The organism is Candidatus Methylacidiphilum fumarolicum, from assembly GCF_949774925.1.
Taxonomy (GTDB): Bacteria; Verrucomicrobiota; Verrucomicrobiia; order Methylacidiphilales; family Methylacidiphilaceae; genus Methylacidiphilum; species Methylacidiphilum fumarolicum.
Window position 1 is genome coordinate 343100 of the sequence record NZ_OX458932.1, and the last position, 13423, is coordinate 356522.

The window sequence follows — 13423 nt, forward strand, 5'->3', positions numbered from 1 at the left end:
GATGGGCATGGCAATAGCAATAACTATCCTTTATTCCGTCTGGTTACCACCACCAACCTGGACCCCAGCCCCATCCCCAGCCCCAGCCAGGGCCCCAACCCCAACCCCAGCCTGGACCCCAGAAATAGCCTGGAGGATAATAATATCCTGGATAATAATAGGATTCTGACCAAAGATGAATCTGAGTGGCTTCAATGACTGGATAGTTATACGATCTTTTACCGATCACTCCTGGCTGTACGCCACGAACTTTCCCTACAACGGTAATGGCTCTATCTTTGCTGTAGATGGAAGGATCGAGAAATTTGGATGTAGCTACTAGGAATCTTCCCCCACTACGATCTGTGTCCAGAGGCCTATCAGAGGAACTATCCAAGGGTTTTTGAATGACTTCAATGAGCGTTATGTTTTTCATGTTTTTTGTTTGAGCGATAGTGCCGCCAAACATAACGACTCGGCCTTTATAGGCCTGAGGATTCCTTAAAAGCTGAGAGAAAGAGGGCTGACCGCGAGTTTCTTTTTTGACTGTACTTGAAAAGGGACTGCAAGAAATTAAGAAGGCTATGGGAAAAAAAATGAGGAATTTAAGATACTTCATTTTTAATAAAGGATGAACCTTTTTTGAACAAAATTGTTCTACACATCTTTCAAGCGAATGCGCAAGGAAAAAGATCTATAAGCAGAAAAATCTAAAGCTATAGTCATCCTATCCCCTAGATCATCTCCCTACTCCTAACACATGCTTTGTAAATTTTTAGCAATGGGATTTGTTCTTGGGCTAACTAGCCATTATTATAAAGAAAAGAATGAAAAAAGTGGGATATTTTCTGATCTTTTTTGCCTTAGTGTGGATTGGTGGAGGTCATTTATTGATTCTTCAGTCCATAGCTTGGAGCAAAATGTTTTGTTATTATTCCCAAAAAGATTCTTGGCCTAAAGCCATACAAAAGACATTAGCAGGAAAAGGAAATTGCCAGATATGTGAAAAAATTCCTAGATCTTTTCATAAGTGGCCTTTTCAGTCTAATCCCACGTCTTCTTTCGAAAAAGAAGTTCTTTTTGTGTCTTCTCTGCTTGTCCTTTTTGGAAAGCATCACTCGTTGGATTCTTATCTGCCTTATTTAGATTTTTCCTACTTTTCTTCCTATAAGGACTCTCCCCCAACTCCCCCTCCAAAATACCTGTTTGTATAAATATTATTGAGCATCCACCGCTGCAATGAAACCTTGCAGTTGTCTTCTTTTTTATTTCTTAACAAAAAAAAATAAATGAATCAGTTTTATGATCGCACAGAGGGGCAATGAAATTATGGAAATTAGGAAAAAGGGGATTATTGGATTTATTTTCTCGGTTCTGTTGCATGCATTGGTTTTGTTTGGATTTGGATCATTCTTCTATCAGAAAGCACAGTATGCTATGGGCGGGGCTGTTGGTTATTCACAGGTAGAGCTGGTAGAAGGGGCCTCTGGAAAACCTGAAGAAAAAACGGAACATCCTCAAGAACCAGTGCAGGATAAAGTGGAAGAAGTGCAGAAGAGAGAAGATTTTTCGTTGCTAGAAAAGAAAAAAGAAGAGACAAAGGCTGCTAGCCCACTTGCTAAAGCCGCTCCAAATTATGGGAAAGGTACTGTAGGAAAAGGGAAAAACGCAAGAAATCTGGTTCGTGGGAATATAAGTGGAGGAGGGGGGAGTAGTTGTTCTGCTTCTCCAGATTATCTGCATAATCCTATTCCACCTTATCCTGAAGAATGTCGCTGTCGAGGACAAGAAGGGGTCGTTGTTTTAAAAGTTTGTGTCTCTCCAGAAGGTAGACCAGTGAGTGTCCAATTGACCAAAAGCTCAGGTTTCCTTCCCATGGATAAATCAGCGTTAGAAACCGTTCAAAGGTGGAAGTTTAATCCTGCAAAGATGGGAGGCATACCCGTTACTTCTTATGTGATCGTTCCTATAAGATTCAAGCTTGTAAACGATTGATTGCAGCGCATCAAAAAAGCTTTCTCCGTTTTTTATTCTTTCGTATTGTAAAGTATGAATTTAGAAAAGCTCTTGACGCAATGGAATGATCTTATCCCCACTCTCCAAGCTTTAAACGTTGCCTACCTTGGGGTAACGACTGGTATTTTTGAAACTTTACATACTCAAGGAAAGCTCTCCATAGAAAGCCTAGAAGAAAAAACCGGAATCGAATCTGAATATTTAAAGAGATTTTGTATGGCTGCTTATGCTTTTGATTTTCTCGATAAAACAGAAGCTCTCTATTCTCTTGCTCCGCTGGGTCAGCTCTTTGTCGATGAAAATACCAAGCAGAAGGCGCTTCCGGCTGCTTTTCAATCCGTTTTCTATCCTTTGATGACTTCTCAGATTTTGAAATTTGCCAAAACAGGAGGGCATCTCCATACCTTTCCGCCATTTGAAGATCCAGGGGTTTTCCCATGGATGTGGGCCATGATGGAACATAAGTTTTCTTCTCTCTTCCTGAATGAAGTGCTTCCCAAGATTCCTTTCATTGAAGAGATTGATCGGCAGGGAGGGGTTGTGGTGGATATTGGGTGTGGCAATGGTTGGCTTTTAAGAAACCTTGCCAAAAGATTTACAAAACTCAAAGGGATTGGTATCGATGTAAGCAGAGAGGGAGTGGAGCAAGCACAGGCACTTTCTATAGGGCAAAAAGAAAGGCTACAATTTATTTTTGCAGACTTTTTTGCATGTTCTTTACCTCCAAAAGTTTCTTTGTTTACTTTTAGCCGTACCCTGCACCACTTGTGGTCAGAGAAAAGTAGGCTCGTTGAAAAATTAGCTGCCCATCTAGAATCAGATTCGAAGGTTTTGGTTTGGGAACCTCTTTGGCCAGAAAAACTGGATTACCTTAAGCAAGACAAATTGAAACCCATTGCTTTTCAAAATTTGCATGAAAATGTAGAAGGGAATCGATTGCTTGGAGCCAACGAAATTGAAGGATTTCTTGAAGCATGCGGTTTGTCTGTTCAAAAATTCCAGCTAGAAAATGGCCTTGATGCAATCTTCGTTGGGACTAAGGGTTGAATCATGATACTTGTTGGCGATATAGGAGGGACGCACGTACGGCTTGCTCTTTTTGAGTCAGTCGATTCAAAAGATTCCCTTTGGCATGTGGAATATTTTAAGAGTAAAGAGGTAGCCGATTTTCAACAGCTTGTAGGTGAGTATTTAAAAAAGACGAAGGCGGTACCGCAAGCGGCCTGTTTTGGTTTTCCTGGTCCTGTTATCAATGGGAAAGTCCAGTTGACGAATTTGCCCTGGTCGATCGAAATCGAAAAGCTCCGTGAAGTTTGTGGAACAAAGCATACTTTTCTAATAAATGACCTAGAAGCTGCTGCTTATGGAGTAACTGTTTTAGGGGCAAAAGATAGTGTTATTATTCAAGATGGAAAAGCCTCGAGCACAGGTTGTAAAGCACTGATTGCACCCGGAACAGGCCTTGGAGAAGCAGGCTTAAGATGGGAAAATGGCCGGTATGTCCCTTTCCCATCCGAAGGTGCGCATGTTGATTTTGCTCCAAGGAATGAATTGGAAATTGGCTTGTTTAGATATTTGCATAGTCTCTTTGGACATGTGAGTTATGAAAGGGTGCTTTCAGGACCTGGTCTTTTAAATATTTACCGCTATTTGCAATCAACTGGGAGAGGAGGTTTGGAAAAGAACTCTATAGATGAAGAGATAGAACAGAGTGAAGATCCTTCCCAATCCATCACTTCTCATGGTTTGGCCAAGGACTCTTCTTTGTGCGTGCAATCTCTTGATCTCTTTGTATCCTTACTTGGGGCGGAGGCTGGAAATTTAGCTCTGAAATTTTTAGCCTCTGGGGGGGTGTATATTGCTGGGGGCATAGTCCCTCATATCATAGAAAAATTAAAAGAACCTTTTTTTAAGGAATCATTCTGTGATAAAGGAAGACTTTCTTATTTTCTGAAGACAATACCAATCATTGTGGTAGTTACGCCCTTTTTAGGAATCTATGGGGCCTTACGTTATCTGCAAGAAACGGCTCTTTTAAAATCTATCTAACACTTTATAATCCCTAAGCAAAAGGCCATATTTGAATTTTGCTTTTATAGAATTTTTTTAATAGAAAAAAATTGCCCTTGGTTATACCTTGCACAAATATCAATCCACCTTTCTTGTGTGCCCTTTCTTTCTTTAGGACTTATAGAACGATTATCCTTTTGATTTCTATTTTTGTTGGATCCAATCCCTTCGCCTTTTCTGAGGATCTGCAGCCAGGCAGTGTGGCTGAATTACAAAAAGCTCTTGAGGAAGGAGGCATTGCTGTAGAAACAAAGCCTCCGGTCCTTTCTCTTACTGGTTACTTGGACACAAGCTATACCTATAATTTTATTTCTGCTCATTCAGGAGCCAACAGAGCCATGACGGCTCAAATTCCTACCCGTATGGAAAGCGATGGTATTGCGGGAGGCGGATGGAATTTGAATCAGGTGTATCTGGTAGCTGAAAAACCAATGTCTGAATTGAATGAGTGGCAGGCTGGTTTCAGGACGGATCTTATGATTGGACAGGATGCTGCATCCATGGGGATGCCAGACAATATAACTGGTTTAGGCACTGCTAATAATTCTGGTCTTGTCTTTAACACTGGTTCTTTTCTTTTAGCTCAAGCCTATGCCCAGTTCAGAGTACCAGTAGGCAATGGGTTGGATATAAAAATGGGGAAGTTTATGTCGCCTTTTGCCTTTGAGCTAATGGAAAGACCCGCAAACCTCAACTTTTCTTATGGGTTAATATTTTCAAATTTGATTCCCGAAATTTTAGTTGGGATCGAGGCTATCTATCCTTTGTCAAGTGCTTTTGAACTAACCTTGGGGATAACCGATGGAGGATTCAACACATCTAGAGGCGGTTATCCTTTTTTCGGTTTCGTGAACAATGAACCTTTTTCTTCGCTATTTATTACTTCTTTAAAATATGAAACTCCAAAAAAGAATGCCCAATTGACTGCCTCTTTGCTCTTTGGTCCGGATGGAGCAAATCCTCCCGGCTTTGGCTTCTACCCAGATTTTCCAGGAACTGGCGTATTCAGAGAAAGCCCATTTAATCGCTCAGCGCCTTTTTTCCTTGGAGACATTTATGGGGCATGGATCCCTCAGATAACCAAGGATAGACTCCTTCTGGCTATGGAGTATACCGGAGGCTTCTATAATGGGGGAGTAAGCCTGCCTAACGATCCTTTCCTTCAACCTGCTTCTTCGGATTGGTTCGGAGCAAGTTTTTGGATGAAATACCAACTGACAGCATTTCTAAGTATTGCCTTTAGACAGGATTGGATACAAGGAAGCAATAACGAAATACTCTACCAGCATATTGGCAGAACAGATATCTGGAGTTCGACCCTTACCTTCCGATTTGACCTATGGGAGAACTTAATGATGCGAGCAGAAGGAAGAATGGACTGGGGCAAAGATGTTGCTGGAGTTATCCTGGAACCTTTGGGACTTCCTGGTGTGCCTATTTCCAACGGCCCCGCTTTCTTTGCCGCCGTTGAAGTGGCCTATCTGTTTTGGTAAAAAGTTAAAATTTCTGCTTCTTGTTCTTCTTCTTGCATGCAGTAGGTTTACATTATGAAAAACAAACAGGTAATCCTTGTAAAAAAACCAGAAGGCCTCATCAATGAGTCCCATTTTTCCATCGTATCTACCGACATCCCCACTCCCAAAGAGGGTGAGGTCTTGGTTAAAAATCGCTATGTTTCGATTGACCCTTATTTGAGGCTTCTTACCGAAGAACCAACCACCTTTAGTAGAGGAGTAAAACCAGGAAGCCGCATGGAAAGTTGGTCTGTCGGAGAAGTGGTGGAGTCCAAGAGTCCAGTTTTCCAATCTGGTCAATACGTATTGGGATATCTAGGATGGCAGGAATATGGTCTGTCGAATGAAAGGGAGCTGAGGCCAATTGATCCATCGATTGCCTCTTTACCAGCTTTTTTAGGAGTGCTAGGGATGCCTGGAATAACGGCTTACCTTGGCATGTTTGATTACGGAAAGCCGCAAGCTGGACAAACCGTGTTGATATCAGCCGCCGCTGGAACGGTCGGAATGACTGCAGGACAATTTGCAAAGATGCATAGCTGTAAAGTTGTTGGAATAACAGATTCAGAAGAAAAGTGTCGGTTTCTCCTTGAGGAATTGAATTTTGATTCTGCAATTAATGAAAAAAGGGAAAATTTAGAGGAAAAACTTAAGCAATACGTTCCTGAAGGTATTGATCTCTATTATGATAATGTTGGAGGAGAGACGTTGGATACAGCGCTACTTTTTCTTAGAAAAAATAGTCGAGTAGTCATCTGTGGGATGATTTCCCAGTATAATGTAAAAACTCCGTATGCTATAAAAAATTTTGAACGGTTACATTCCGCTCGTGCTACTCTCAAAGGATTCATTGTGGGCGATCGGACAGATAGATGGCCAGAAGCTATTAGAAGATTGGAAGTTTGGGTCAAAGAAAAGAAACTAAAGCATAGAGAAAATGTCTTTCATGGGCTAGAGAATGCTCCAAAGGCCCTTCACTCCATTTTTACTAATGCTCCCATAGGAAAGACAGTGGTCGAAGTCTGATTTCTATTTTTAATCCTCTTAGCTTGAGCCAGAGAAAGAGGGATACTTGGTCTGGATACAGGAAGAAAAAGAAACTCATTCAATAAGATCTAAAAGAGCCAGTAAAGGAATTGGCACCCATGCTGGTCGACTACCCAACTCATAGCCTACCTCATATACTGCTTTTTCAATTAAAAAGAAATCAAGTAAGGCAAAGAAACTTTCCTCCGTTGAGGGTAGTATTGGGGCAGATCGAACCTTCTTTCTATAAGCGTCTAAATAAATTTTGACGATTTTCGAATACCAGAAGGCTGCCAAGATCCTCTTAGAAGGGTCATCCATTGGACTAAAAAAAGAGTAAGCAGCATAATGGAAAGATCTGAGCATACCTGCGACATCTTTTAATGCAGGCCAGAGCATTCTCCTTTTGTCAATTGACCGGTTGGGCTCTCCTTCAAAATCGATGATAAAATAATCTGATCCAGTCCACAAGACTTGTCCGAGATGAAAATCCCCATGGATCCTTATTTTATCTGGGTTCTCCTCTTCAAGATCAGTTATTTTTTCTTTCAGTTTTTGGGAAATTCTCTCCGTTAAGGATTGGAACGTAAAATTCCGTTGAGACAGGATCCTCTGAAACCAGGGATTCGCTGACGCATTGATCCATTTTTTATCGATCTGTTGGATGGCTTCTTCAAAAAGCAGTTTTAGATCCGTTTTTTGTAGTGGTTCTGGCTCGAATCCCTCAATGCCTTGAGCACTGCTTAAAGCAAGGTGTAACTCGGCGGTTCTTTCCCCAAGATAAATGGCATCCAGACCAAAACAATCATGATGGAATGTTTCTTGAGGAAAATGAGACAAGGCACTACTGCTAAGGAGTTCTTGGGCAACTTTATGGTATCTTTCTAAACAACTTAAAGCTCTTTTCCAACCATTGCCTTCGTTAGGTACATATTTTGTCAACAAGCCAATGACATATTTGCTACCATTGAGGAACAATTCCATTTTTCCCAAATAGCTGGGAATATTGCCAAAAGGAGTCTTTTCCGTTAGATAAGAAAGGATTTCAGATTCTGGATTCTCTCCTGCTTCCAGCTTCCTGTAGAGTTTGAAGAAGAATTTCTGATCGAAAATATAGGAACTATTAGATTGTTCAGTCCCTAAAAATTGTCCTTTTTCCTTAAAGGAAATATCCTTTTCATTAAAGAAAAAAAGCTGCGAGCAACTTCCTCGAATACTGCCACGACGTCCTTTGCTTTCTTTTTTATGCACAATCAATTCCAAAAATAACTGGCCAATATTGTTATTGGATGTCGCTTCAATCCAGCAAAGAGCAAGGTCCTCACAAGAAAACAATATTTCCCTGTCACTGTGCTGAGCTTCAGGAAGACTTTTTCTTTGGAGAGGCAAAAGAAAAAGATCTTGAGCTTCAGGTCCTTTGTCATAGGTTACCCTAAAAAAAAGCAGGCTAAATTCCTGCTTAAAAGGATCTAAAAAAATCTCTTCTTCAAATTCCAACTGGACAATTGACTGTGATTTGGAAGAAAACCAGCGACAATGCGGTAAGTAGTCCTGTAGAGCTTTTATTGCAGCCTCTTTTTGTTGGGGAGTCTGACAAAAAAGCAGATCCATTTTTTTTACTTGTGGGTTTTTGGTTTTGTCAATAAAGCCACTACCCATATTGGGAAAGCCGAAAAATATGAGCAGGACATATTTCAGGATCAAGTTTAACGAAATTCCAATCCCCATGCCATGTATAAGTCACATCAGCAAGAAGGTCCATGAGTTCATAAGGTTTTGAAGCCTCTAATCCAACCAAAGAAGGAGAAAAATTAACCCAGCCCATCTCTACGTTCTTGCTCATGTTAACAACGATGAGCAGCGGATCAGCATGCGCGGGGCCGTCTTTCACATAAGCAAGAAGTCTTGGATTATCCGTCTGCACAAACCGAATATTATCCGTTCGCTGAAGAGCCACATTATTTTTTCGAATATGATTTACCTTTCTAATAAAATCTTTGATGTTCCCAGAAGCGTCCCAATCCCATTTTTTGATCTCGTATTTCTCAGAATCTAGATATTCTTCCTTTCCTGGTTCAAGAGGAGTATTGATACAAAGCTCGTAAGCAGGACCATAAATGCCATAATTAGAACTCAGCGTGGCAGCTAAAACAAGGCGCATTTTAAACATGGAAGGGGGCGCATATTGAAGATAACAGGGTAAAATATCTGGAGTATTAGGCCAAAAATTAGGCCTAAAAAATTCGATAATAGGATAAGAAGTCAACTCTTCCATATAAGCCCTTAATTCAGCGGGAGTCGATCTCCAGGTAAAATAAGTATAACTTTGAGAGAAGCCTCTCTTTGCCAGTCCATAAAGCAACTTCGGTCTGGTGAAGGCTTCAGAAAGAAAAATTGTTTCAGGATACTCTTTTTTGAGCTCCCAAATGACCCATCGCCAGAATTCCAAAGGCTTAGTATGCGGATTATCCACTCGGAAGATCTTGACTCCTTGATTAATCCAGAAAACAAATATGCTCTTTAACTCTTCCCACAAAGCTTCCCAATCGCTTGTTTCGAAATCAAAGGGAATAATGTCCTGGTATTTTTTGGGCGGGTTTTCCGCATATTGCACCGTTCCGTCTGGTCGCCATTTGAACCAAGAAGGATGTTCGGTAACATAAGGATGGTCTGGAGAGCATTGGAATGCAATATCCAAGGCAACCTCTATACCATACTGCGCTGCTTTTTCTACAAAATGCCTGAAGTCTTCTAAAGTTCCTAGAGCAGGATGAACCGCTTTATGTCCTCCTTCCTCTGATCCAATCGCCCAAGGACTACCAACATCCTCAGGGGTCGGTTCAAGAGAATTGTTTTTGCCTTTTCTTGCTTTTTTCCCAATAGGATGAATGGGAGGCAAATAGACAACATCAAAACCCATGGAAGCAATTTCTGGGAGTAGTCTTTCGCATTCTTTGAATGTCCCATGTCTTCCCGCTACAATGCTCCAAGACCTAGGAAAAAATTCATACCAACTGCTAAATTGGGCTTTTGGGCGTTCCACAAAAATCAAAAAAGGTTCCGTTGATTCCGAACCCAAACTTCTATCTGGACATTTCTGAACCAGTTGCTGCAGAGCAGGATTTTTGGCTAAATGTACTCGCTGTAGAATAGAAAGCCGTTCATTCTTAAGCTCCTCGATCCACCATTTCAACTCCTCATTGTGCGATAGCTCTAGGAAATTTTTTTCCAAAAGCTGTACGCCAATCAATAATTCTACGCCAAGCTCCTTATCGTCTTCAGGAAGTTTATAGAGTTTTTCCAGCCAGTTTTGAAAATGATCAATCCACCCAATGACCTTCCCTTCATAAATTCCAAGCTTATTCAGAGGAAAGGATGCCTCCCACTCGTCATTTCCACAGTCCACCATGGGGATTTCATTCCATTTTTCCTCATTGATATGTTTGAAGGCAAAATGAATGGAAATCTTTTCATGCCCATCAGCAAAAACATGGGCTCTGACAGTCATCCTCTCACCGACAATTCTTTTGAGAGGAAAACCACCACAATCCACCCTTGGGAAAATGTGATCGATGACGATCCTTCTTCTACCATCAGAAGGAATAAGTGCTCTGTCCAGCAAATAGCTAGAGAGATTTTTCTTCATCTTTCCAAGTGCTATATAAATTGAAGCGCTTTTTGCTTCGTCGGCTGGTATCTGATAGCAATATCTAAAGCCAAAAATCTATCTCTTAAAAAATGACACTCTTGCTAATTAAAAAATGTTATAAAGGGAGAAGGCCTCATCTTTTATCCAGTAGTCTGCTTTCCTAAAAAAAAGAGTTTTAAGAAAGACCAAAGGGGAAAAGACCATCCTCGCCACGAAACCGGTATTTTTTTGTGTCCTTTTCAAAATCTTCGCTTGCCGTATTGGAGTTTTCTTCAAAAAAATCTTCTTCTTCTTCTGCTTGAATAAGTTGAATGGCAGACAGCTTTCTGTCGATTTGTTCTAATTTCTGCTCGATTCTATCAAACCGCTCATTAAGGTGGAGATCAAGCTGGTCAATACGCTCAAGCACTAATTTCATAAGATACTGAATCTCATCCTGAGAACTCTCAGATTTAAGATTTTCAGTCCATGTTCGGTTTAAAAAATCGATTTGTTTTTTAAAAGACCCAAGCCTATGTTCCACATACCACCTAACCCCCAAGAAGAGAACAGCACAGCTAATAATGCCTATACAAATAAATTCGATGCTATATGAATCAATTAAAAACGATTTCATAATTTGTTCCTTACTTTCATAATATTAAATAAAATTATAATTAAAAGCGTCTTTTAATTTTTTTTCTAAAATCGATACTTCCTGTTGCTCTTTCTTCCTTGATATAGTAAACCCAAAAACACTATATAAGTTCGATGCCCTTCTTTTGGAAAATATTTCTCTTCCTTGTATTGCCCTTCCTTTCTTTAGGCGGATGCACTGGAGAGCAACAAGCTTCTTTTGCAAAAAATAAAATTGAAGAATACAAGCAAAATCCGACAAAAGAAAACAGAGAAGAAGCACAAGCCGCTCTTTCCGAACTCGATGCTGCCATCCACAAGCTTGAAGCTCAAATTTCAAAAGAAGAGGGAGAAACAAAAAAAGAAGATCAGAGGCGATTAAACGATTTGAAAAAGAAAAGAGCAGAATTAAGTTCAGATTTTACAAAAGCCAAAGCTGACGCATTGCTAAAAGATATAAAAGATTTTTTTCAAAATCCTCCCTTTTTCAATAAAACAAAAGATAATAAAAATCAGTAGTTTATTGTGGTTTTAGCAGGTCAAAGAAGCAAGCTTGAACCCACACAAATTAGTACACAGGAGATTGTGCGAGTCGAGTCGAAGGCTTGCTTCTTTTATGCGAGGGGGGGGTCTGTGGTGGGATAACCACTCTCTCATAGGCAAGCCGGTAAAGCTTCACCTTCGAATATTCCTTTGGCCAAAGTTGCCAAAGGGAAGCTTGCTGATAAAAATCTGAATACCATTTTCCCTTGTAATAGATTTCCATATGTCCGTAATGACTTTTTTTCCTAGGATAAAGAATATGGACATCGAAATCCCTTGGCTGTGAATTTGGAGACTGCTCTCTATATAACCCTGTTTTGACCAATGCCTCCCCATATTCCTTGGCATAATCCTTTCGATCTAATGGTCTGCCAATAAGTTTTTCAATACAAGTGCGGACTACCCGAGCACACATTCCCCCTGATGTTTTCCTTCTTTTTGGTAAAGACGATTCAAATTCTTTTTTATTAATAATGACGCCATTTGGACCTAGAGGAGTAAAACATTTAATTTTTTTGCAAGGCTCCTTTGATGCTTTTGCTAAAAGCGACTCTGTTCTACCGAAAGAAAGAAAAACGGTAGCACCAACAAGGATATAAACCGAGAATCTAGAACCCATACTGGGTTTGATTATTTGCCAAATATTTTAATGGAATGCAATCTTTTTCTATTCGCTTAGCTGGAGTGAAGCTAGCCTTAGGATAGGATGTGCATCTAGATCTGAGCTAGCTCAGGAAGTAGAAAGCAAGCATTGATTTTCCGATAAGATATTTTTGACATAACGAAAAATTGTTTTAAGAATATGGAGGATGGCTTCGATTGAAACCATCCTATATCAGGAAGGCAGCTAGTAGTTTTAGATAAAGCATTAAAGAACGAAACATGCCTCACAGATTCCTAGGTATTGAGAAAGGGGTCCATTACGTAGCCTAGGAGTATATTAGGGATCTTATACAGGAGAAAGGATTTTGCTATAGAAACCTTCACCACTGTTTCTCTTCCTCAACCTTCAGTGGATCAGCTCTTTACTGTAGCCAATCGGAAGGCTTTTTTAATCGATGTCCCAAAGAAAAAAGTTCTTGGAATGATCGATCTTGGCTACATGGGCAATATAGTCCTTAGTTCCGACCGTAAGTTTCTCTACGCTGTAGAAACATTTTATAGTAGAGGAACAAGAGGCATTAGAACCGACGTCATCACTGTCTATGATACGAAAAATCTTTCGGTCCTCCACGAAATAGAAATCCCCCCAAAACGCTTCCTTTGTGTGATTAAAAAAAATACTCAAGCATTGAGTGGGGATAACCGTTTTCTTCTTGTATGCAATATTAGCCCAGCTAGTTCGGTTAGTGTTGTCGATCTTCACCAACAAAGACTCGTTAAGGAAATTCCCACCCCCGGTTATGTTTTGCTTTATCCTTATGAAACCAGACGTTTTGCAATGATTGGACAGGATGGAGGCCTACTACTTCTTTCATTAAACAAAGCAGGCCAGGTAGAAGAAAAAAAACGTATTTTCCCCGGTTTTTCCTTGGCAGATCCTATATTCGAGCATGGGGTATATCTCAAAAGCGCAAACCAATACTATTTCGTTTCCTATGAAGGGATGCTTTGGTCTTTGAGTCTTTCTGGATTAAGCGCAACGTGGGAACAAAAATGGAATATAGCTTCTGGTAGTGGTTGGAGGCCCTGTGGCTGGCAGCTTTTGAGTTGCGATCCAGAAGAAAGACATTTTTATATTCTTATGCACAAAGCACCTAAGGGAAAGCATAAGGATAGTGGCACCGAAGTTTGGGAAATTGGAAGGGATGATGGGGTAGTCAAAAGAAAAATAGCTTTAGATCGACCGGTAGATTCCATTCGCATTGTAGCCAAAGAAGAAACTTTACTCTGCGGTCTATGTCGCAAAGCCTATCTGGATATTTATGATCTTCGTAATGGAACTAAAACTGCAGAGATAGAAGAATTAGGAGAAGAAGCGCTTCTACTTATAGGATATGATGGCTGAAGA

The 13423-nt window shown here is 40.4% G+C and carries 13 protein-coding genes; 8 read left to right on the forward strand and 5 right to left on the reverse strand.

The window, feature by feature from the left end; genetic code table 11:
- Positions 1 to 43: 43 nt before the first annotated feature.
- Entirely contained in the window at positions 44 to 598 is a 555-nt protein-coding gene (locus tag QOL44_RS01480) for a Slp family lipoprotein (protein ID WP_009060460.1), read from the reverse strand.
- A 208-nt stretch (positions 599 to 806) separates the two neighbouring features.
- Here QOL44_RS01480 and QOL44_RS01485 point away from each other — a divergent pair, with 208 nt between their 5' ends.
- The 6 genes from QOL44_RS01485 to QOL44_RS01510 all read left to right on the forward strand — a co-directional run bounded on the left by QOL44_RS01485 (position 807) and on the right by QOL44_RS01510 (position 6605).
- Positions 807 to 1193, forward strand: coding sequence for a hypothetical protein (locus tag QOL44_RS01485; RefSeq protein ID WP_009060458.1), 387 nt, complete (start codon positions 807 to 809; stop codon positions 1191 to 1193).
- Positions 1194 to 1281: 88 nt separating this feature from the next.
- Positions 1282 to 1974 carry an energy transducer TonB gene (locus QOL44_RS01490; protein WP_009060456.1) on the forward strand — a complete coding sequence of 231 codons (693 nt, stop codon included), beginning with the start codon at positions 1282 to 1284 and terminating at the stop codon, positions 1972 to 1974.
- Positions 1975 to 2028: 54 nt separating this feature from the next.
- Positions 2029 to 3042 carry a class I SAM-dependent methyltransferase gene (locus tag QOL44_RS01495; protein ID WP_009060454.1) on the forward strand — a complete coding sequence of 338 codons (1014 nt, stop codon included), beginning with the start codon at positions 2029 to 2031 and terminating at the stop codon, positions 3040 to 3042.
- Between the two features lie 3 nt (positions 3043 to 3045).
- Positions 3046 to 4044, forward strand: coding sequence for a glucokinase (glk, locus tag QOL44_RS01500; RefSeq protein WP_009060452.1), 999 nt, complete (start codon positions 3046 to 3048; stop codon positions 4042 to 4044).
- A gap of 158 nt (positions 4045 to 4202) precedes the next feature.
- Complete coding sequence (locus QOL44_RS01505; RefSeq protein WP_228343248.1) at positions 4203 to 5558, forward strand: outer membrane beta-barrel protein; 1356 nt, start codon at positions 4203 to 4205, stop codon at positions 5556 to 5558.
- 54 nt (positions 5559 to 5612) lie between these two features.
- Positions 5613 to 6605: an NADP-dependent oxidoreductase gene (locus tag QOL44_RS01510; RefSeq protein ID WP_009060450.1), complete on the forward strand. Its 993-nt coding sequence runs from the start codon at positions 5613 to 5615 to the stop codon at positions 6603 to 6605.
- A 75-nt stretch (positions 6606 to 6680) separates the two neighbouring features.
- Here QOL44_RS01510 and QOL44_RS01515 read toward each other — a convergent pair whose 3' ends face one another.
- The 3 genes from QOL44_RS01515 to QOL44_RS01525 all read right to left on the reverse strand — a co-directional run bounded on the left by QOL44_RS01515 (position 6681) and on the right by QOL44_RS01525 (position 10870).
- Positions 6681 to 8216 carry a maltokinase N-terminal cap-like domain-containing protein gene (locus QOL44_RS01515; protein ID WP_134373170.1) on the reverse strand — a complete coding sequence of 512 codons (1536 nt, stop codon included), beginning with the start codon at positions 8214 to 8216 and terminating at the stop codon, positions 6681 to 6683.
- Positions 8217 to 8256: 40 nt separating this feature from the next.
- On the reverse strand, positions 8257 to 10251 hold the full coding sequence (locus QOL44_RS01520) for an alpha-1,4-glucan--maltose-1-phosphate maltosyltransferase (RefSeq protein WP_009060448.1): 1995 nt from the start codon (positions 10249 to 10251) through the stop codon (positions 8257 to 8259).
- Positions 10252 to 10429: 178 nt separating this feature from the next.
- The gene (locus tag QOL44_RS01525; protein ID WP_009060446.1) at positions 10430 to 10870 is read right to left on the reverse strand and encodes a hypothetical protein; all 441 of its coding nucleotides are present in this window, start codon (positions 10868 to 10870) and stop codon (positions 10430 to 10432) included.
- Positions 10871 to 11004: 134 nt separating this feature from the next.
- Between QOL44_RS01525 and QOL44_RS01530 the strand changes: the two genes are divergently transcribed.
- On the forward strand, positions 11005 to 11388 hold the full coding sequence (locus tag QOL44_RS01530) for a heme biosynthesis protein (protein ID WP_009060444.1): 384 nt from the start codon (positions 11005 to 11007) through the stop codon (positions 11386 to 11388).
- A gap of 49 nt (positions 11389 to 11437) precedes the next feature.
- On the opposite strand, the gene QOL44_RS01535 is transcribed toward QOL44_RS01530, so the two are convergent.
- The gene (locus tag QOL44_RS01535) at positions 11438 to 12031 is read right to left on the reverse strand and encodes a hypothetical protein (protein ID WP_009060442.1); all 594 of its coding nucleotides are present in this window, start codon (positions 12029 to 12031) and stop codon (positions 11438 to 11440) included.
- Positions 12032 to 12424: 393 nt separating this feature from the next.
- Here QOL44_RS01535 and QOL44_RS01540 point away from each other — a divergent pair, with 393 nt between their 5' ends.
- Positions 12425 to 13420, forward strand: a complete 996-nt coding sequence (locus QOL44_RS01540) for an amine dehydrogenase large subunit (protein ID WP_009060441.1) — start codon at positions 12425 to 12427, stop codon at positions 13418 to 13420.
- Positions 13421 to 13423 lie beyond the last annotated feature (3 nt).